This is a genomic window from Priestia sp. JSM ZJ58 (assembly GCF_044383985.1).
Taxonomy (GTDB): Bacteria; Bacillota; Bacilli; order Bacillales; family Bacillaceae_H; genus Priestia; species Priestia zanthoxyli.
Map to the genome: position 1 here is coordinate 353,513 of NZ_JBISEM010000001.1, position 18,842 is coordinate 372,354.

Below are 18,842 nucleotides of genomic sequence, written 5' to 3' on the forward strand. Positions count from 1 at the left end.
GAGCGGATAAATGGATAAGACCGGACTGATTGATGAGGCGAAAAAAGCTCGTGAAATGGCTTATGTACCGTATTCAAAATTTAAAGTTGGTGCAGCTTTATTGACGAAAGATGGAAAGGTTTATCGCGGCTGCAATATTGAAAATGCAGCTTATAGCATGTGCAATTGTGCTGAGCGTACGGCTTTATTTAAAGCCTATTCAGAAGGAGATAAAGAGTATAAAGCACTTGTTGTAGTAGCTGATACTGATCGTCCTGTTTCTCCGTGTGGAGCATGCAGACAAGTAATCTCTGAGCTTTGTCCAAAAGAAATGAAAGTTATATTAACCAATTTAAAAAATGACATACAAGAACTAACTGTGGAAGAATTACTTCCAGGAGCATTTTCATCGGAGGATTTACATGAGTAATAATGAATTTAAGTCAGGTTTTGTTTCAATTATTGGAAGACCAAACGTAGGGAAATCAACTTTTTTGAACCGAGTGATTGGTCAAAAGATTGCGATTATGAGTGACAAACCGCAAACAACTAGAAATAAAATTCAGGGTGTGTACACGGAAGATCAGGCGCAAATTGTGTTTATAGATACACCAGGAATTCACAAACCAAAGCATAAATTAGGCGACTTTATGATGAAGGTAGCACAAAATACGCTTAAAGAAGTAGATTTAATTTTATTTATGATTAACGCAACAGAAGGCTTAGGTCGAGGCGATGAATTTATTATCGAGCGTTTAAAAGATACAAAAACGCCTGTTTTCCTTGTGATTAATAAAATTGATGAAATTCATCCAGACGAATTGTTTTCAATTATCACGAATTATAAAGACTTATATCCTTTTGCTGAAATTGTGCCAATTTCAGCTTTACAAGGAAATAACGTGGAGCGTTTGCTTGATCAAATCAAGCAGCGATTGCCGGAAGGTCCGCAATATTACCCGGCAGATCAGGTAACAGATCACCCAGAGCGCTTTATTATTACGGAATTAATTCGTGAAAAAGTGCTGCATGCAACGAGGGAAGAAATACCTCATTCTATTGCCGTTGTGATGGATTCTATGCAAAGACGAGATAATGGCGCTGTTTACGTCGGGGCTACAATTATCGTCGAAAGAGATTCACAAAAAGGCATCGTAATTGGAAAGCAAGGAAAGATGTTAAAAGAGGTAGGAAGAAAAGCAAGAGCAGACATTGAAGCCCTTTTAGGTTCAAAAGTATTTTTAGAACTATGGGTAAAAGTACAAAAAGATTGGCGAAACCGAGCGTCGCATCTCCGTGACTTTGGATTTAGAGAAGACGAATATTAATCATTTGAGTTCTTGTTTGCGTCGATTTATATCCCTTCATAAAAGAAGGTGATTTGTAAAAAATTGTGTTACATGATTTTACGTCGGAAGGCTATTCTAAACATAAGGAATTGAAATATGTATCTGATCTTTATGGTTAGAAAGGTGGGAGTTCTATGTTGAATTTTACTTGGAACATTTTTTCACAAACAGGTAGCATTGATACTTATCTCATTTTTAAGGAACTTGAAAATGAAGTGAAAGAAAGACCCGAAACATATGAGGACAACAGCGAAAGTCTCAATTCTCCCTTGTCTTAGCCTTCTGTAAGATGGCGGTGATGATGATTGTTTAAAAAGTGTGAAGGAATTGTCATTCGAACGAATGATTACGGTGAATCAAATAAAATTGTCACCATTTATTCACGTGAACTCGGAAAAGTGGGTCTTATGGCAAGAGGGGCAAAAAAGCCCAGTAGTCGCTTAGCTTCCGTCACACAATTATTTACGTATGGATACTTTTTTATACAAGCAGGTTCAGGAATGGGCACTCTCCATCAAGGAGAAGTTATCTCATCTATGAGAAGCATACGCGAAGATATCTTCACAACAGCGTATGCTTCTTATATTCTTGAATTAACAGATAAAGCTACTGAGAACAATAAACCAAATCCATTTCTATTTGAACTGCTGCACCAAACCATTCATTATATGAACGAAGAGTATGATGCAGAGATCTTAACATTTATTTATGAAATGAAAATGTTAAACGTTCTAGGTCTTCATCCTACATTAAATGAATGTGCAGTCTGCCATCAAGGTGAAGGAACATTTCATTTTTCCATTCGAGAAGGCGGGTTTATTTGTCATCGATGCTTAGAAAAAGATCCTTATCATTTGAAAATTAGTCCGATGACGGTTAAACTATTAAGGCTATTTTATTACATTGATTTAAAGCGGTTAGGTTCTATTTCTGTTAAACCCGAAACAAAAAAACAATTAAAGTTTGTAATTGATCAATATTATGAAGAATATTCAGGATTGTTTTTAAAAACAAAGCGGTTTTTGAATCAGATGGAGTCTTTAAAACAATCGCTCTCTGATGAGAAATAGAAAAGATAATCAGTGATATGCAAGGAATTGCTGTCGCTAGGGTGCCTCGTAGTGTGTAGAGGACACCCTTTTTACTGTGGAGCGAAGGGGTAGCTTCGCTTATTGTAAGCGTAATGTCTGCTTTTTTTGAGAAGCCATGGTAAAATAAACGGCATTCTAAAAAGATAAAATGCTAAAATTAATAAGTTATAGCTTTTACTTTTGCTTAAAAAGTATATAATGTTTTATAAATAGTATGTCACATTTAATGATTAGGTGGTGAGTACAATCGAACTGAACAAACGACAAGAACAAATTTTACAAATTGTCAAAGACGAAGGCCCTATTACAGGCGAGCATATTGCAGATCAGCTTAGCCTTACGCGGGCCACGCTAAGACCGGACCTTGCTATTTTAACAATGGCTGGTTATCTAGAAGCGCGACCGCGCGTAGGTTACTTTTACACAGGTAAAACAGGAGCACAGCTTCTTACAGATAAAATAAAAAAAATACAGGTGCAAGAGTATCAGTCTATCCCTGTAGTCGTGAACGAAAATGTGTCGGTATATGATGCTATTTGTACAATGTTTCTAGAAGACGTGGGGACCCTTTTTGTAGTGGATGAGAAATCACAGCTAGTGGGAGTACTGTCGCGTAAAGATTTATTGCGCGCGAGTATCGGAAAGCAAGAGCTCACATCTATTCCTGTTCATATTATCATGACGAGAATGCCCAACATTACATATTGCTATCGCGAAGATTTGTTAATTGATATTGCTAAGATCTTAATTGAAAAACAGATTGATGCTATGCCCGTTATTAAAGAGGGAGACGGCAATTTTGAAGTGGTGGGACGCATTACCAAAACAAATATTACAAAATTACTAGTAGCATTAGCAAATGATGAAGTATTATAAGTGAAAAAGGATTAAAAAGGGGATGCACAAAATATGAACAACCCATGTCTTTATGTCATTTCGGATTCTGTAGGTGAGACAGCTGAACTAGTTGTAAAGGCTGCCTCTAGTCAGTTCAATATGACAGACTTTGTAATTAAAAGAGTACCTTATGTAGAGGACATCGCAACACTTTCAGAAGTGGTTTCAGTAGCAAAGTTGAACAACGCTATTATTGGCTTTACGTTAGTAAAGCCCGAAATGAGAGAATTTTTAATTCAAGAAGCGTCCAAGAACGGGGTAGAGGTATTTGATATTATTGGACCTTTAATTGATAAAATTCAATCTTCTTATCAACTTTCTCCTCGCTATGAGCCTGGTATGGCTAGAAAATTAGACGAAGATTATTTTAAGAAAGTAGAAGCGATTGAATTTGCAGTGAAATATGATGATGGGCGTGATCCGAGAGGAATTCTTAGAGCGGATATCGTATTAATCGGTGTATCAAGAACGTCTAAAACGCCTCTTTCTCAATTTTTAGCACACAAGCGTTTGAAAGTAGCCAATGTTCCGATTGTACCTGAAGTAGATCCACCAGAAGAGCTGTTTCACGTATCGCCTGAGAAGTGTATAGGGCTTACTATTAGTCCCGAAAAATTAAACGATATTCGTAAAGAGCGTTTAAAGTCTCTTGGTCTAAACGATAAAGCAATTTATGCTAATATTGGTCGTATTAAAGAAGAACTTGAATTTTTTCAAGGGATTGTAGATAAGATTGGCTGTGAAGTGGTTGACGTATCCAACAGGGCCGTAGAAGAAACAGCCGGTATCATTCTCAATACCATCAAAAAGAAATAAACGATGGATCTCCTCCGTGCGTAATATAAAGGAGATTGCTTTCTTATGTTTGTATGCTGTAAGCCTAAGAAAATATACCAAAGATGAATATGACAGAACTTTTAAAAACAAGTGACTTTGGTATAGAAAATATAGGTTGTTTATATTATAATAAAAAATTGTGATAAAAAAGAATAGTTTTAGGTTTAGACTTTGTTAAGAACGAATAAACTATTTATATAAAAGTCAAGTCAAAATCGAAAAAAGTATTCGACAAATGCCATCTACAGGAAATAACAATTTGTTAGAAGGAATCTCTGGAGGGATGTAGAATACAGAGTTATAGCAAAAGAAAAAGTAAAGTTTTTGTCGATGCTGATGCATGCCCTGTCAAAGCAGAAATCGTTGAACTTACACATACATATGACATCGAGCTTGTGTTTGTTGCTTCCTATGCTCACATGCAAACAAATCCTACACCAGGAAAATGGGTCTATGTGGATGCAGAAAAGGAAGCCGCAGATTTATATATTTTAAATCACGCAGCCAAGCAGGATATTGTCGTAACTCAAGATACTGGCTTGGCAAGCATGTTAGTAAGTCGAGGGGTTTATGCACTGTCTCCTCGTGGAAAGTACTATAATGACGACGAAATGAATACGGTGCTTTTCTTTCGCTATGTTTCTGCAAAAGAGCGACGATCAGGGCGTCATACTAAAGGCCCGAAGGCATTTAGTGAAGAAGATCGCCAGCATTTCATTCAAGCTTTTGAAAAAATGTTGTCGAAACTTGCAGGAATTTAGCACTTAGTGAAGAATATTATATGAAATACGGAGCTGTTACTATGGCAAATCGAATTCCTGATGAAGTAATCGACCGTATTCGGCATTCAGTAGATATTGTCGACGTCATAAGCGATTATGTACAACTAAAAAAACAAGGGCGCAATTATTTTGGACTCTGTCCGTTTCATGGGGAAAGCACACCATCTTTTTCAGTATCGCCTGATAAACAAATTTATCATTGCTTTGGATGCGGTGCAGGAGGGAATTCATTTTCATTCATAATGGAATTAGAAGGACTGTCCTTCACGGAAGCAGCTCAGCAGCTCGCTGAAAAAGGAGATATTCCTTTCGAACATGAGATACATCCTCATGAAGAAGATAATCAAAAGCCTAGCAATAAAATGATTGAAGCACACGAGCTTTTAAAGAAATTTTACCATCATTTATTGGTAAATACAAAAGAAGGCCAAGATGCTTATGATTATTTAATAAATCGAGGGTTTTCACGAGAAATTATCGATGAATTTGAGATAGGTTTTGCTTTAGATTCGTGGGAATTTGTAAGTAAGTTCTTAACAAAACGTGGGTTTAATCCGCAAGAGATGGAACATGCAGGTTTAATCATTAAACGCAACCAAGATGAAACGTACTTTGATCGTTTTCGCGATCGAATTATGTTTCCTATTGCTGACTTGCAAGGCAAAACAATTGCATTTTCAGGGCGCCTGCTAAAAGAGATAAAAGGGCAGCCTAAATATTTAAACAGTCCCGAAACTTCTATTTTTAACAAAAGTCGCACACTCTACAACTTTCACCGCGCTAAAAAACATATACGCAAAAATCAGCAGGTTATTTTATTTGAAGGATTTGCAGATGTTATTTCAGCTGTTAAAGCGGGGTGCCCAAACGCAATTGCAACAATGGGAACTGCCTTAACAGAAGAACAAGCCAAAATTATTCGCCGAAATGTAGAGTCCGTTATCATTTGCTATGATGCAGATTCTGCTGGAATTGAAGCAGCGCACAAAGCAACAGCTATCTTAACAAATGTGGGTTGTACCGTTAAGATTGCTGTGATGCCGGATGGTTATGACCCGGATGATTATATTAAAGAATACGGGGCAGAGAAGTTTCAAAATGATGTTATTAATAGCAGCTTGACCTTTATGGCATTTCAAATGAGGTATCTCCGCCGAAAGCGAAATCTACAAAATGAATCTGAACGTATGCAATACATTGAAGACGTTTTGAAAGAAATAAGCCTCCTTACAAAAGCTGTAGAGCGAGATCATTATTTACGCCAATTGGCACAAGAGTTTTCCATTTCATTAGATGCGCTTAAAGAACAGCAGTATCAAGTGTATCGAACGGAAAAAAAGAAAAAGGATAATGATTCTCCAAATCGAAATAATATAAATAGACAACCAGTCGTAAAGAGAAGCTTATTACCGGCTTATCAAAATGCAGAACGTTTTTTGATCGCTCATATGTTGAAAGATAAGGATGTAGCATTTAGAATTCAAGACCGACTTCAAGGTCAGTTCAATGTCGAAGAACATCGTGCGCTTGTTCTATATTTGTATGCCTATTACGAGGAAGGACACGAGCCTAATCCGAGCGGATTTATTGAGCGGTTGCCCGAATCTTCGTTGTCTAGTCTAGCTTCAGAATTGGCGATGATGTCAATCAATGATGAATTGTCGGAGCAAGCTTTGAATGATTATATCCAAACGATATTGATTTATCCACAAAGGGTAGCGATAGAAAAAAAAGAAGCAGAAAAGCAAGAAGCAGAGCGTCAAAAAGATTATTTAAAAGCTGCGACAATAGCAATGGAAATTTTACAGTTGAAAAAAACGTTAAAATAAACGATGTTGCGTATTAGTCCCACTTTTAGAAGGTTTTCCTTAAAATTTTGGAAGGAGGGGATCTGATGGCTGAAAAATCAGCTCAATCAAAACAACTTGATTCAGATTTAACAATTGAACAAGTAAAAGATCAATTGACCGAAATCGGAAAAAAACGTGGTGTGCTAACATACGAAGAAATTGCAGAGCGTATGGCGAACTTCGAAATTGAATCCGATCAAATGGATGAATATTATGAATACCTTGGAGAACAAGGTGTTGAAGTAATGAGTGAATCTGAAGCAAATGATGACGATGCCGATCCCGATATTCAAGAACTGTCAAAAGAAGAAGAGTTTGATTTAAATGATTTAAGTGTACCTCCTGGTGTGAAAATTAATGATCCAGTTCGTATGTACTTAAAAGAAATCGGACGCGTTGACTTATTGTCGGCAGAGGAAGAAATCAATTTAGCAAAACGTATTGAAGAAGGCGATGAAGAAGCGAAACGTCGTCTTGCTGAAGCAAACTTACGTCTTGTTGTAAGTATCGCTAAACGCTATGTTGGACGCGGTATGCTGTTTCTTGATTTAATTCAAGAAGGAAACATGGGTCTTATTAAAGCGGTAGAAAAATTTGATTATCGCAAAGGTTATAAATTCAGTACGTATGCGACATGGTGGATTCGTCAAGCTATTACTCGTGCGATTGCTGACCAAGCAAGAACGATTCGTATCCCTGTTCATATGGTTGAAACGATTAACAAACTAATTCGTGTTCAACGTCAGCTTCTACAAGATTTAGGTCGCGAACCATCTCCTGAAGAAATTGCAGAAGATATGGACTTAACACCAGAAAAAGTTCGTGAAATCTTAAAAATTGCCCAAGAGCCGGTTTCTCTTGAAACGCCAATTGGTGAGGAAGATGATTCTCATTTAGGTGACTTCATTGAAGACCAAGATGCAACATCACCTTCTGAACATGCTGCATATGAATTATTAAAAGAGCAGTTAGAAGACGTCCTTGATACGTTAACAGATCGCGAAGAAAATGTTCTTAGACTCCGCTTTGGTCTGGACGATGGGCGTACGCGTACGCTTGAAGAAGTAGGAAAAGTATTTGGCGTAACGCGTGAGCGTATTCGTCAAATTGAAGCTAAAGCGCTTCGCAAGCTTCGTCACCCTAGCCGAAGCAAACGTTTAAAAGATTTCTTAGAATAGATAAAAGCGTAAATAGCGCTTATGAGATAGCTTCTTTCCCTGCGGAAAGAGGCTATCTGTTTTTTATGGAATAAATTTCATGAAAACGCATTTTAAAGAAGTATATTGATTTTTTTACCAACTTTTCTTCTTTCATATATTTTACTGAATTGTCCTTCGTTTTGCAAATGCTCCTTTATATTCTTTTGTTATAGAAGCGTAAGATGTTCAAATTTCATTTAAACATCCGAAAAAAAATGGAATCGCTCTCATTTTATTCTTGCATTGATGAATACTCCTCTATTATAACATGAAAAAATTAAAACGTTTTAAAAGTTGAGAAAATTTACAAAAATGAATTATAATTAGATAATGTAAGCGTATACATTTTTAGGGGGAATAAAAATGAATTATGAATTAACCAATGAACAAAAGATGATTCAACGGACGCTGAGAGAATTTTCAGAAGCTGAGGTAGCACCAAATGCACTAGAGCGCGATCGAAGTAAGCAATTTCCGCTTGATGTTTTTAAAAAGTTAAGTGAGCTTGGTGTAATGGGCCTTCCTTTTCCTGAAGAGTATGGTGGCGGAGGCGCAGATACGGTTAGTTTTGCTATTGTCGTAGAGGAGTTAAGTAAAGCTTGTGGCTCTACAGGAATTACATACTCAGCTCATGTTTCGCTCGGGGGGGCACCTATTTATTTATTCGGAACAAAGGAGCAAAAAGAACAGTACCTACCTGCTTTATGCTCCGGGGAATCTTTTGGAGCGTTTGGTTTAACCGAACCGAACGCAGGAAGTGACGCGGGGGGAACGGAGACCGAAGCAGTGTTGAAGGATGGAACATTTAGGATTAATGGAAGTAAATGCTATATTACGAATGCCAGCTATGCAAAGTTTTTAGCTTTAACAGCTGTTACAAACCGTACAGAAGGTAAAAAAGAAATTTCAGCTATTATCGTGCCTACAGAAGCTCGAGGTTTTACTGTAATAGACAATTACGAGAAAATGGGTCTACATGCTTCAAATACAACTGAACTCGTTTTAGAGGATGTTGAAGTGCCTGAAGAGAATTTACTCGGTGTAAGAGGAGAAGGATTCAAACAATTTCTAATGACGCTTGACGGGGGAAGAATTGGAATTGGGGCAATGGCCGTTGGAATCGCTCAAGCGGCTTATGAAAAAGCACTGTCATATGCGCAGGAAAGAAAGCAGTTTGGGAAAGCTATTTCATCGTTTCAAGCGATTCAGTTTAAATTAGCTGATATGGCCATGAAAATTGAGTTAGCAAGAAATATGGTGTATAAAGCAGCGTGGTTAAAAGACCAAGGAAAGCCATTTACGAAAGAAGCAGCTATGTGTAAACTGTATGCTTCTGAAATTTGTATGGAAGTAGCCAGTCAAGCTGTGCAGATTCATGGAGGATACGGCTACATGAAAGAGTATCACGTGGAGCGGTATTTACGGGATGCCAAGCTTTTAGAAATTGGAGAAGGAACTTCGGAAATTCAGCGCTCTGTTATTGCAAGGCAAATTGGCTGTTAAGATAAGCAATAAGAAATTAGTTAATTATGTAAATAAAACCCTTTCACTTATGAGCATTTTCAAGTAAAATAAAAGTGCTTATACTATTTTGTTATTTCTAGGGATGGGAATACATAAAGGGGGTATAGTGAGTGAAGCGAAATCCGCTAATACCATTTTTATTAATTGCGGTAATCGGGATTGCTTTAATGTTAACGCTTTCGTTCAACGGATTGAACAATGCAAAAGAAATCGCGGCTGAAAAAGAAGGCGGTGGCGCGGAACAGCAGACTTCAGCTAAACCAGAAGAAATTTATCAAAAAACTTGTATTGGTTGTCACGGCGATCAGTATCAAGGTGGAGTAGGTCCTTCGTTAAAAGGAATTGGGAAAAAAGTTTCTCAAGACGAAATTGCAGATATTGTTGTAAACGGTAAAGGAAACATGCCGCCGGGGCTGGTTCCACCGGAAAAAGCGAAGGAAATGGCTAAATGGGTATCAGAAATTAAATAGAGTTCAGAAACATGATTTTCTGGAAAGCCGCTCATTTATAAAGCAGGCTTTTTTTTTATGATGTTTTTATACGCATTCAGCTAGAAGGAAAACATGAAGAGAAATAGGAATCATGCAGCTATCTATGTTAAAATAATGAACAGTAATCACATAGAGAATAGGTGACAAAATGAATGAATTAAACTTATCAACAAGACTTGAAGAAGTAGTAAAGTCGATTCCTTTGGGAGCAAAGATAGCAGACATTGGCTCAGATCATGCGTATTTGCCATGTTTTGCTTATTTAAATGGATATATTAGCGGCGCTGTAGCAGGTGAAATTACAGAAGGTCCCCTGCAATCGGCTATTCAGCAGGTTAAAAAAACAAGCTTAACGGATGTTATTGATGTTCGAAAAGGAAACGGCCTAGAAGTAATATCACCGAATGAAGTAGACTGTATTACAATCTGCGGAATGGGCGGAACGCTTATTACGATGATTTTAGAAGAAGGAAAGGCAAAATTAGAAGGAGTAAAAAGACTGGTGCTTCAGCCGAATATTGGTTCACATCATATTCGCAGCTGGCTGATTCAACACAACTGGGAAATCATTGATGAAAAAATCATCGAAGAAGACGGTCGTATGTATGAAGTCATCGTCGCTGAACCTGGAAACCCTTTAGCTCCGTATAACGGGGAAGTGGAAGCCGGTGTGTTAATGGGCCCTATTTTAAAAGAAAAGCGCTCTTCTGCTTTTATGACAAAGTGGACGCATGAACTAAATCATCTTAAACAAATTGTCAGTCAAATGGAACAGGCTCAGTCAGAGGAAAGCAAAGCAAAACTTCAAAAACTTACCCAAGACATCTCATTAATTGAGGAGGCGTTAAAATGAGTAAAATCCCTAACGGATTTCAAGTAATTGAGGCATTTGAATCATTTTCTCCCAAGCATTTAGCGGTTGAAGGAGATAAAATTGGTTTACAGATTGGAACGTTAAACAAGCCTGTAAAAAAAGTAATGGTAACGTTAGATGTTCTTGAAACGGTCGTAGACGAAGCAATCGAAAAACAAGTGGATTTAATTATTGCTCATCATCCTCCTATTTTTAGACCACTAAAACAAGTGGTTACAGATCGTCCTGAAGGGCGTATTTTAGAGAAATGCATTAAGCATGATATTGCCGTATATGCTGCTCATACAAACTTAGATATAGCTAAAGGCGGAGTAAATGACTTGTTAGCTGAAGCGTTGGGGCTACAAGAGACAAAAGTGCTGGTTCCGACAACGTCGATTCAATTGAAAAAGCTAGCTGTATTTGTTCCTTCAAATGACGCTGAAGCAGTGCGCACAGCTATTTGTGATGCGGGAGCTGGACATGTTGGCCTTTACAGCGACTGTACGTTTTCAACAGAAGGCGAAGGCACATTTAAACCTTCTTCAGAAGCCAATCCATACATTGGCTCAAAAGGAGAGCTAGAACGTGTCAATGAAACAAAAGTTGAAACTATTTTTGAAGCGGGTCAACAAAATAAAATTATTCGTGCCATGCTCAGTGCTCATCCTTACGAAGAAGTAGCCTATGACATTTATCCAGTGGAACAAACGGGCGAAACGCTTGGACTTGGACGAATTGGTAAGTTAAAAGAAGAGATGACGTTAAAACAGTTTGCCGATCACGTTAAACAAGCATTGGATGTAGATGGTGTCAGAGTAGTAGGGTCTATGGATGCCACTGTGAAAAAAGTAGCTGTTCTTGGCGGAGACGGAAACAAATATATTACAAACGCAAAATTTAGCGGAGCAGATGCCTATGTAACAGGTGATTTGTATTTTCACGTTGCGCATGATGCAATGGCAATGGGATTAAACGTTGTAGATCCTGGTCATCATGTTGAAAAAGTCATGAGACAAGGTGTAACACGCGTATTAAACAGTCTTTTTGAAGCGAAAAACTTTGAGTGTGAAGTATTTGATTCAAAAGTAGACACAAACCCATTTACGTTTATGTAACAAAGAAGGTGTTGACGAATGTCAACACCTTCTTTTGCGTCTATTAAGACGATTTTTTTGTTCGAACTTTTGGTAAAATTTTCGAAAGAGGCACACTTTTTTCACGTGTCCATGTTGTTTCATCTTCCGGATCGAACTGATCTAGAAAATTGATGACCTCTTTTGTGATTGGAGTAGGGGTAGATGCGCCTGCCGTAACAGCTACGGTTTTCGCGTTCATCAACCATTCGATCTGAAGCTCTGAGATGTCACCGATGCGATATGCCTCAGTGCCGGCAATCTCCATTGATACTTGAGCTAAACGGTTTGAATTGTTACTTTTAGGATCTCCTACTACGATTGTAACATCTGCTTCACCTGCTTGCTCAGCTACAGCTTCTTGGCGAACTTGTGTAGCTAAACAAATTTCCTTGTGAACTTCAGCGTGCGGATATTTTTCTTTTACTTTTTCCATTACATCTGCAACGTCCCACTGACTCATTGTTGTCTGATTGGTTACAATGACTTTTTCACGTTGAATATTTAAATGGGCTACGTCTTCTGCTTTTTCAATTAAATGAACGATATCTGGTGCGATGCCAAGTGCACCTTCTGGCTCAGGATGATTTCTTTTTCCGATATAAATAACGTCATAACCTTCTTTTTCTTTTTGGCGAATAAGGTCATGGGTTTTTGTAACATCCGGACATGTAGCATCGATTGTTGTTAAACCTTTTTCTTTTGCTCGTTCTTTTACTTCTGGAGATACTCCGTGCGCCGTAAAAATAACGGTTCCTTCATTTATTTGGTCTAAGATTTCTAGGCGATTAGCACCGTCCAGTGTGATAATGCCGTCCTCTTCAAACGCATCTGTAACGTGTTTATTATGAACAATCATTCCTAAGATATAGATTGGTCGAGGCAATGATTTATCTAAAGCGGCGTTTCGTGCAATGACCATTGCGTCTACTACACCATAACAATAGCCGCGCGGTGCGATTTTAATAACTTTCATTTCAATTTCCTCCTCATCATAATCCTGACGAGCAATTCAACTCGCTTCTATTATATAAAAGAGGAAGGAAGAATACAAAGATATTCTTTTTTTACTTACTGTCTTTACTTACGGAACTAGCAGATTTATCAAATATAAAGTTTTGGTTTAGACACTCGATCTCTAGAGGAAAGTTCAATTTCTTCTTCGAAGAAATCCAGCTCATCATCAGATGAATCCGTGCTTTCTGCGCCTGTTGACAAAACCTTACTGTCTTTGCTTTCATCAGTTTCAGCAACCTCTGTTCCTTCTGCTTCGAGTACTTCATCTGTATCGTCACTTGAGCGCAGGGCCTGATAGATTTTCCATAGAGAAGGAGCATTTTTGACAAGAGGTCCGTATTGTTGAATCATAGGTCCCATCGTTTCCGCAGCTTTTAATACTCGCTGAACATTTCCCATCATGGAGCTTAAGTTAGCAGGGTTCGTTAAACCTTGCAAACCTCCAAGCAGGGAAGAAGAGTTGGTCGCTCCTGCAGCACCTTGGGCTCCTGAAAGGCCTGAAAACAAAGAACCTCGAGGAGCAGCAGCTGCTGCTTGTTGAAAGGGGATGTTTCTATTCCCGCCTCTTCGGAATAGGCGAGTTAAGAAGTTACCTCCTCCACGGTTCAGGCCTTGCTGATTCGGGTAAAATGATTGTTGAGCATTTGTTTGCTGGGCAAAGTTACGAAACTGCTGTAATGGGTTAAATTGGCCAAAGTTACCAGGTTGTTGCCCAAAACCGTTTTGCGGTGGCATTCCTGGCATCATTCTTCTTTGCATACCGGGTGGAAATGGTGGTCTTCGCTGTAGCAAAGGACGCACCTCCTTTAGTAAAGTAGATTTTCTTTTACTATCGTATGCAACTCGCGATAAAATGTTTTTGAAACAGGTAATAAGTTTTAGTAATATGAATGAGAAGTAGTCACAGAAGGAAAAATCGATTATAATCATATATTGTGCCTTAAAAGATGAACGTGAATGTAAAAAAGGAGACTATTATGGAAAAAACAAACTTTGAACGTTTTGAGTTTCAACCATTTTTAATAGAAGCAATTAAACAATTAGGTTTTTATCAGCCTACAGAGATTCAAGAGCGCTTAATTCCTTCCGTTTTAAAAGGGGAAAGTGTAATTGGTCAGTCACAAACAGGGACGGGCAAAACACACGCTTATTTATTGCCTTTACTTGAAAAGGTAGATCCTAAAAAAGAAGAAGTACAAGTTGTAATTACCGCTCCAACTCGTGAGCTTGCTTCTCAAATTTATCAAGAAGTCTTAAAGCTAACAAAACACAGCGCTGAAGGAGAAGAAATTTCAGCAAAATGTTTTATCGGCGGTACAGATAAGCAGCGTACAATCGACAAATTAAAGAAACAGCCTCAAGTGGTTGTAGGAACACCGGCTCGTTTGTTTGATTTAGTAAATGAAAAAGCGTTAGTTGTGTATACAACTAAGGCGTTAGTAGTAGACGAAGCTGATTTAATGCTTGATATGGGATTTTTAGAAGATGTGGACCGTTTGGCAAGCAACATGCCTGAAAAATTACAGATGCTTGTTTTTTCAGCAACGATTCCTGAAAAATTAAAGCCATTCTTAAAAAAATACATGGAAAATCCAAAATTTACGCATGTTTCGCCGAAGCAAGCAGCAGCGGCTAAATTAGAGCATGTATTAGTTCCACTACGTCATCGTAACAAGTTTAAGCTGCTGCACGATATGCTTATTTCGTATAATCCTTATTTAGCTATCGTCTTTACAAATACAAAGAAAATGGCGGACGAAGTAGCAGATGACCTACTGTCTAAAGGCTTAAAAGTAGGAAGAATTCACGGAGACTTATCTCCTCGTGACCGTAAGAAAATGATGAAGCAAATTAATAATTTAGAATTTCAATACGTAGTAGCGACAGATTTAGCAGCTCGCGGTATTGATATTGAAGGGATTTCACACGTTATTAACTTTGAGCTTCCTTCAGATCTAGATTTCTACATTCACCGCGTAGGCCGTACAGCTCGTGCTGGTCATTCTGGAATTGCTGCTACAATCTTCGATGTGGAAGATGAAGATGCAGTAAATAAGCTAGAGAAAATGGGAATCGAGTTTGTAAACAAAGATCTTCAAAAGCAAGAATGGGTTTCTATTGATGACCGTAACCGCCGTAAAAAGCGTGTGAAGAAAGCGGATGAAGTGGGAGAAGAGGCACATCGCTTTATTCAAAAGCCTAAGAAAGTAAAGCCTGGCTATAAGAAAAAACGTGCTCGTGAAATTACAAAGTACGTGCAAAAGAAAAAGCGTAGTGAAAGACGCAACAATCGTTAATCGCAATAGGTTAGAGGTGTAAAAAAGAATGTTGAAAATTGGTTCTCACGTATCGATGAGCGGCAAAAAGATGCTTTTAGGAGCAAGTGAAGAGGCAGCTTCTTATGGAGCAAATACGTTTATGATCTATACAGGCGCTCCACAAAATACTCGTCGCAAAAAGATTGAAGAGCTTAATATTGAAGCTGGTCTTTTGCATATGAAAGAGCATGGAATGAAAGATATTGTTGTACATGCTCCTTATATCATTAATTTAGGAAATACAACAAAGCCCGAAACATTTGAGCTTGGAGTAGATTTCTTAACGTCTGAAATTCAGCGCACCCATGCTCTTGGTGCAAAGCAAATTGTTCTTCATCCAGGGGCTCATGTGGGGGCCGGAGCAGATGCTGGTATTCAGCAAATTATCAACGGTCTAAACGAAGTGTTGACAGCTGATCAAGAAGTTCAAATTGCGCTTGAGACAATGGCTGGAAAAGGAACAGAGTGTGGAAGAAGCTTTGAAGAAATCGCCCAAATTATTGATGGTGTGACGCACAATGAAAAGCTCTCTGTTTGTTTTGACACATGTCACGTACATGATGCTGGTTACGATATCGTTCAAGACTTTGACGGTGTATTAAATGAATTTGACAAAACCGTAGGAATACAGCGAATTAAAGTGCTTCACATCAATGATAGTAAAAATGTATGCGGTGCTCGAAAAGACCGTCATGAAAACATTGGGTTTGGTGAAATCGGATTTGGTGCACTGAATTATATTGTTCATCACCCAGCGTTTAAAGAAGTTCCTAAAATTCTAGAAACTCCTTATGTAGGAGAAGATAAGAAAAATAAAAAAGCGCCATATCAATTGGAAATTGATATGATTCGTGCACAAAGCTTTGATTCAGAGTTAAAACAAAAGCTTATGTAATTTCATATGTGATTGAAAGAGGTCATGTCTACAGACATGACCTCTTCTTTTACATTAACTGCTGAAATAATTCGTTCACGCGTCTGGCAGTTTCACGATCTGTTACTTGAGCAATTTGTTTGATTAAATTTCGGCGCTCTTCAAGGTTATAAATATTTACGGGCTGCTGTCTAATGACAGATACAAGGGTGTGTACCTGCTGATCTGTAATGGGGATGTTGTATTGTTTGCTATACTTTAAAAGCTCTTTCGGGGTAATATTGTTTACTTTCTTATTGACAATCTGCTGTACAATTTTCATATGATTACCTCCTCGTCATATACAGTTTATGAATAAAAAAGAAAGATGTGACTATATTGTGTAATAAAACAACATTTTGAGTCGGATGAACCTACGGGGGTAAGAAAGCGAAAGAGTGAAACGGCTTAGTTTACAAATAAAAGACAATCCTGTATACTACATTAATGACTAAATCGTAATGATTCTGAGAAAGTAAATGGGTAACGGAGTATACGATAGAAACCGTGCCCTCTTTTGTATGGAGAAATATAAAAAAAGAATGGTGAGGCGCATATGAATACACCTGATATCATTGAAATTGATCATTTATCATTTCAATATGATGGAGTGAATGTATTAGAAGATATAAGTTTTTCAATTCCAAAAGGAGCTTTTTTGGGGCTCGTTGGTCCAAATGGTTCTGGGAAATCAACGCTAATTAAATGTTTGCTTGGTTTGCAAAAACCATCTCAAGGTTCAATTCGTTTATTTGGAAAAGATCAGAGAAGGTTTAAAGAACGAAGTAAAATTGGATATGTATCGCAAAAAGCGAATAGTTTCAACAGCGGCTTTCCTGCTACCGTTTTTGAAGTGGTTTCCACGGGCCTTACTTCAAAACTAGGTTTGTTTCGCTTTATGAATGCTTCTCATAAACAAAAAGTAAAAGAAGCGGTAGAAGCAGTGGGGATGAGCGAATTTTTAAATCGAAACATAGGAGAGCTATCCGGTGGTCAGCAGCAGCGAATTTTTATTGCACGCGCGCTTGTAAGTGAGCCCGAGCTGTTGATTTTAGATGAGCCTACGGTCGGAGTGGATGCACAAAATGTGTACACTTTTTATGAGCTTCTTGAAAAGTTAAATAAAGAAAAAGGAATTACGCTTGTGCTTGTTACTCACGATATTGGAACTGTCTCGGAAAAAGTAACCCACGTTGCTTGTTTAAATAAATTTTTACACTTTCATGGGAATGCCAAAGAATTCGAACAGCTTTGTGAACATGACGTATCTATGTTTTATGGTCATAATGTTCATGTGTTAACCCATGATCATCATCATGGAGGGCAGCACGTATGATAAGCAGTTTATTTCAATTTGAGTTTTTGCGAAATGCATTTTTAACAGGTATGATTATTGGCGTCTTAGCTCCTTTATTGGGCACGTTCATCGTAGTAAGACGTCTTTCTTTAATTGCAGACGCGTTAAGTCACGTGACGCTAGCCGGAATTTCTGCGAGCTTGCTTCTTAGTCAGAAAATAGGGTTTATGCAAGGAGTGAACCCCGTCTATTTAGGAATGGTGTCTTCCGTTACAGGGGCTCTTTTTATCGAGAAGCTTCGAGGGGTCTACAAGCACTATCAAGAGCTGGCCATTCCGATTATTTTATCGGGCGGAATTGGTATTAGTGCAATTTGTATCTCGCTGGCAGACGGTTTTAATAATGATTTAATGAATTATTTGTTTGGAAGCGTGAGTGCAGTTAGTCGTTCGGATCTTTGGACAGTTGTTGTCATAGCCGTATTTGTAATAGCTATTGTCTTTTTCTTATATAAAGAATTATTTATTTTATCTTTTGACGAGGAGCATGCTTCTGCTTCTGGAATTAAATCGAAGTGGATGCACTTTTTATTTATCGTGATGGTTGCTCTTGTCATTGCTGTATCGATGCGTATCGTCGGTATTCTATTGGTGTCATCGCTTATGACTCTTCCTGTAGCAGCAAGCATTCGCTTAGCTAGAGGCTTTAAACAAACGATTCTGCTTTCGGTGATTTTTGGTGAAATATCTGTTTTAGGCGGATTATTTTCAGCGTACTACTTGGATTTAGCACCAGGCGGTACAATTGTTGTCATTGCTGTTGTTATTTTAATCATATCTATTATGATTAATAAAGGACGGAAGGGGAAACAAAAATGAATTTAACTGAAGCCATTCATTTATTAAAAGATCAAGGATATAAACATACAGGAAAACGTGAAGAAATGCTTGCCTTGTTTTCAAAATCAAATAAGTACTTAACGGCAAAAGATGTATTAGAATATATGAAGCCTGATTATCCTGGTCTAAGTTTTGATACAATCTACCGTAATTTATCATTATTTGTGGAGTTAGGCGTACTTGAAATGACGGAGCTTTCGAGCGAAAAGCACTTTCGATTTAAATGTGCAACTGCTCATCATCATCACCACTTCATTTGTTTAGATTGTGGAAAAACAAAAGAAATTGAAGCTTGTCCGATGGAGTATGTAGACGAGGATTTGCGAGGGTATAATATTACAGGCCATAAATTCGAAATTTACGGTCAATGTATAGAATGTAATCAATAAAAAAGAGAGGGTGCTATGCAC

At 38.0% G+C, this 18,842-nt stretch carries 21 protein-coding genes; 18 read left to right on the top strand and 3 right to left on the bottom strand.

Annotated features, from left to right (window positions below):
• Positions 1-10: 10 nt before the first annotated feature.
• The 13 genes from ACH6EI_RS01770 to ACH6EI_RS01830 all read left to right on the top strand — a co-directional run bounded on the left by ACH6EI_RS01770 (position 11) and on the right by ACH6EI_RS01830 (position 11,970).
• Positions 11-409: a cytidine deaminase gene (locus ACH6EI_RS01770; RefSeq protein WP_028411644.1), complete on the top strand. Its 399-nt coding sequence runs from the start codon at positions 11-13 to the stop codon at positions 407-409.
• Positions 402-1,307, top strand: coding sequence for a GTPase Era (gene era, locus ACH6EI_RS01775; RefSeq protein ID WP_013059225.1), 906 nt, complete (start codon positions 402-404; stop codon positions 1,305-1,307). Before ACH6EI_RS01770 ends, era begins: the two co-directional genes overlap by 8 nt.
• Before the next feature lie 155 nt (positions 1,308-1,462).
• Positions 1,463-1,606 carry a YqzL family protein gene (locus tag ACH6EI_RS01780; RefSeq protein WP_014458193.1) on the top strand — a complete coding sequence of 48 codons (144 nt, stop codon included), beginning with the start codon at positions 1,463-1,465 and terminating at the stop codon, positions 1,604-1,606.
• 27 nt (positions 1,607-1,633) lie between these two features.
• Positions 1,634-2,398, top strand: coding sequence for a DNA repair protein RecO (gene recO, locus ACH6EI_RS01785; protein ID WP_013059224.1), 765 nt, complete (start codon positions 1,634-1,636; stop codon positions 2,396-2,398).
• Between the two features lie 258 nt (positions 2,399-2,656).
• On the top strand, positions 2,657-3,295 hold the full coding sequence (gene ccpN / locus ACH6EI_RS01790) for a transcriptional regulator CcpN (RefSeq protein ID WP_025750542.1): 639 nt from the start codon (positions 2,657-2,659) through the stop codon (positions 3,293-3,295).
• A gap of 33 nt (positions 3,296-3,328) precedes the next feature.
• Positions 3,329-4,132, top strand: coding sequence for a pyruvate, water dikinase regulatory protein (locus tag ACH6EI_RS01795; protein WP_014458195.1), 804 nt, complete (start codon positions 3,329-3,331; stop codon positions 4,130-4,132).
• Positions 4,133-4,443: 311 nt separating this feature from the next.
• The gene (locus tag ACH6EI_RS01800) at positions 4,444-4,914 is read left to right on the top strand and encodes a YaiI/YqxD family protein (RefSeq protein ID WP_028411643.1); all 471 of its coding nucleotides are present in this window, start codon (positions 4,444-4,446) and stop codon (positions 4,912-4,914) included.
• Between the two features lie 41 nt (positions 4,915-4,955).
• Positions 4,956-6,764 (top strand): DNA primase, encoded by a 1,809-nt coding sequence (gene dnaG, locus ACH6EI_RS01805; protein ID WP_016765586.1) that lies wholly within the window; start codon positions 4,956-4,958, stop codon positions 6,762-6,764.
• 65 nt (positions 6,765-6,829) lie between these two features.
• A complete protein-coding gene (rpoD, locus tag ACH6EI_RS01810; RefSeq protein WP_013059219.1) occupies positions 6,830-7,963 on the top strand; it encodes an RNA polymerase sigma factor RpoD in 1,134 nt (377 codons plus the stop codon).
• 384 nt (positions 7,964-8,347) lie between these two features.
• Positions 8,348-9,487, top strand: coding sequence for an acyl-CoA dehydrogenase family protein (locus ACH6EI_RS01815; RefSeq protein WP_028411642.1), 1,140 nt, complete (start codon positions 8,348-8,350; stop codon positions 9,485-9,487).
• Between the two features lie 131 nt (positions 9,488-9,618).
• Positions 9,619-9,978: a cytochrome c550 gene (gene cccA / locus ACH6EI_RS01820; protein WP_099331290.1), complete on the top strand. Its 360-nt coding sequence runs from the start codon at positions 9,619-9,621 to the stop codon at positions 9,976-9,978.
• Between the two features lie 169 nt (positions 9,979-10,147).
• Positions 10,148-10,852 carry a tRNA (adenine(22)-N(1))-methyltransferase gene (locus ACH6EI_RS01825; RefSeq protein WP_028411640.1) on the top strand — a complete coding sequence of 235 codons (705 nt, stop codon included), beginning with the start codon at positions 10,148-10,150 and terminating at the stop codon, positions 10,850-10,852.
• Positions 10,849-11,970, top strand: coding sequence for a Nif3-like dinuclear metal center hexameric protein (locus tag ACH6EI_RS01830; protein WP_048019743.1), 1,122 nt, complete (start codon positions 10,849-10,851; stop codon positions 11,968-11,970). The genes ACH6EI_RS01825 and ACH6EI_RS01830 overlap by 4 nt, the downstream gene beginning before the upstream one ends.
• 43 nt (positions 11,971-12,013) lie before the next feature.
• On the opposite strand, the gene ACH6EI_RS01835 is transcribed toward ACH6EI_RS01830, so the two are convergent.
• Both ACH6EI_RS01835 and ACH6EI_RS01840 read right to left on the bottom strand, forming a co-directional pair.
• The gene (locus ACH6EI_RS01835; RefSeq protein WP_028411638.1) at positions 12,014-12,964 is read right to left on the bottom strand and encodes a 4-hydroxy-3-methylbut-2-enyl diphosphate reductase; all 951 of its coding nucleotides are present in this window, start codon (positions 12,962-12,964) and stop codon (positions 12,014-12,016) included.
• Positions 12,965-13,092: 128 nt separating this feature from the next.
• Positions 13,093-13,797 carry a YqfQ family protein gene (locus ACH6EI_RS01840; RefSeq protein ID WP_028411637.1) on the bottom strand — a complete coding sequence of 235 codons (705 nt, stop codon included), beginning with the start codon at positions 13,795-13,797 and terminating at the stop codon, positions 13,093-13,095.
• A gap of 185 nt (positions 13,798-13,982) precedes the next feature.
• Here ACH6EI_RS01840 and ACH6EI_RS01845 point away from each other — a divergent pair, with 185 nt between their 5' ends.
• Together ACH6EI_RS01845 and ACH6EI_RS01850 are read left to right on the top strand one after the other, a co-directional pair.
• Positions 13,983-15,302, top strand: coding sequence for a DEAD/DEAH box helicase (locus tag ACH6EI_RS01845; RefSeq protein WP_013059212.1), 1,320 nt, complete (start codon positions 13,983-13,985; stop codon positions 15,300-15,302).
• A 28-nt stretch (positions 15,303-15,330) separates the two neighbouring features.
• Positions 15,331-16,218: a deoxyribonuclease IV gene (locus tag ACH6EI_RS01850; protein ID WP_028411635.1), complete on the top strand. Its 888-nt coding sequence runs from the start codon at positions 15,331-15,333 to the stop codon at positions 16,216-16,218.
• A 49-nt stretch (positions 16,219-16,267) separates the two neighbouring features.
• Here the strand turns inward: ACH6EI_RS01850 and ACH6EI_RS01855 are convergent, their stop codons facing one another.
• Positions 16,268-16,519: a DUF2624 domain-containing protein gene (locus tag ACH6EI_RS01855; protein ID WP_394547790.1), complete on the bottom strand. Its 252-nt coding sequence runs from the start codon at positions 16,517-16,519 to the stop codon at positions 16,268-16,270.
• Between the two features lie 273 nt (positions 16,520-16,792).
• Between ACH6EI_RS01855 and ACH6EI_RS01860 the strand changes: the two genes are divergently transcribed.
• The 3 genes from ACH6EI_RS01860 to ACH6EI_RS01870 are packed head-to-tail and all read left to right on the top strand — an operon-like array spanning position 16,793 to position 18,821.
• Positions 16,793-17,572 carry a metal ABC transporter ATP-binding protein gene (locus ACH6EI_RS01860; RefSeq protein WP_028411634.1) on the top strand — a complete coding sequence of 260 codons (780 nt, stop codon included), beginning with the start codon at positions 16,793-16,795 and terminating at the stop codon, positions 17,570-17,572.
• Positions 17,569-18,411, top strand: coding sequence for a metal ABC transporter permease (locus ACH6EI_RS01865; protein ID WP_028411633.1), 843 nt, complete (start codon positions 17,569-17,571; stop codon positions 18,409-18,411). Before ACH6EI_RS01860 ends, ACH6EI_RS01865 begins: the two co-directional genes overlap by 4 nt.
• Positions 18,408-18,821 carry a Fur family transcriptional regulator gene (locus ACH6EI_RS01870; RefSeq protein WP_013059207.1) on the top strand — a complete coding sequence of 138 codons (414 nt, stop codon included), beginning with the start codon at positions 18,408-18,410 and terminating at the stop codon, positions 18,819-18,821. The genes ACH6EI_RS01865 and ACH6EI_RS01870 overlap by 4 nt, the downstream gene beginning before the upstream one ends.
• The last annotated feature ends 21 nt before the right edge of the window (positions 18,822-18,842 follow it).

Excerpts from the sequence above, each read along its gene's own strand:
- ACH6EI_RS01770 (WP_028411644.1), top strand. The coding sequence starts at position 11 with ATGGATAAGACCGGACTGATTGATGAGGCGAAAAAAGCTCGTGAAATG.
- era (WP_013059225.1), top strand. The coding sequence starts at position 402 with ATGAGTAATAATGAATTTAAGTCAGGTTTTGTTTCAATTATTGGAAGA.
- ACH6EI_RS01780 (WP_014458193.1), top strand. The coding sequence starts at position 1,463 with ATGTTGAATTTTACTTGGAACATTTTTTCACAAACAGGTAGCATTGAT.
- ACH6EI_RS01795 (WP_014458195.1), top strand. The coding sequence starts at position 3,329 with ATGAACAACCCATGTCTTTATGTCATTTCGGATTCTGTAGGTGAGACA.
- dnaG (WP_016765586.1), top strand. The coding sequence starts at position 4,956 with ATGGCAAATCGAATTCCTGATGAAGTAATCGACCGTATTCGGCATTCA.
- rpoD (WP_013059219.1), top strand. The coding sequence starts at position 6,830 with ATGGCTGAAAAATCAGCTCAATCAAAACAACTTGATTCAGATTTAACA.
- ACH6EI_RS01815 (WP_028411642.1), top strand. The coding sequence starts at position 8,348 with ATGAATTATGAATTAACCAATGAACAAAAGATGATTCAACGGACGCTG.
- ACH6EI_RS01825 (WP_028411640.1), top strand. The coding sequence starts at position 10,148 with ATGAATGAATTAAACTTATCAACAAGACTTGAAGAAGTAGTAAAGTCG.
- ACH6EI_RS01830 (WP_048019743.1), top strand. The coding sequence starts at position 10,849 with ATGAGTAAAATCCCTAACGGATTTCAAGTAATTGAGGCATTTGAATCA.
- ACH6EI_RS01835 (WP_028411638.1), bottom strand. The coding sequence starts at position 12,964 with ATGAAAGTTATTAAAATCGCACCGCGCGGCTATTGTTATGGTGTAGTA.
- ACH6EI_RS01845 (WP_013059212.1), top strand. The coding sequence starts at position 13,983 with ATGGAAAAAACAAACTTTGAACGTTTTGAGTTTCAACCATTTTTAATA.
- ACH6EI_RS01850 (WP_028411635.1), top strand. The coding sequence starts at position 15,331 with ATGTTGAAAATTGGTTCTCACGTATCGATGAGCGGCAAAAAGATGCTT.
- ACH6EI_RS01855 (WP_394547790.1), bottom strand. The coding sequence starts at position 16,519 with ATGAAAATTGTACAGCAGATTGTCAATAAGAAAGTAAACAATATTACC.
- ACH6EI_RS01860 (WP_028411634.1), top strand. The coding sequence starts at position 16,793 with ATGAATACACCTGATATCATTGAAATTGATCATTTATCATTTCAATAT.
- ACH6EI_RS01865 (WP_028411633.1), top strand. The coding sequence starts at position 17,569 with ATGATAAGCAGTTTATTTCAATTTGAGTTTTTGCGAAATGCATTTTTA.
- ACH6EI_RS01870 (WP_013059207.1), top strand. The coding sequence starts at position 18,408 with ATGAATTTAACTGAAGCCATTCATTTATTAAAAGATCAAGGATATAAA.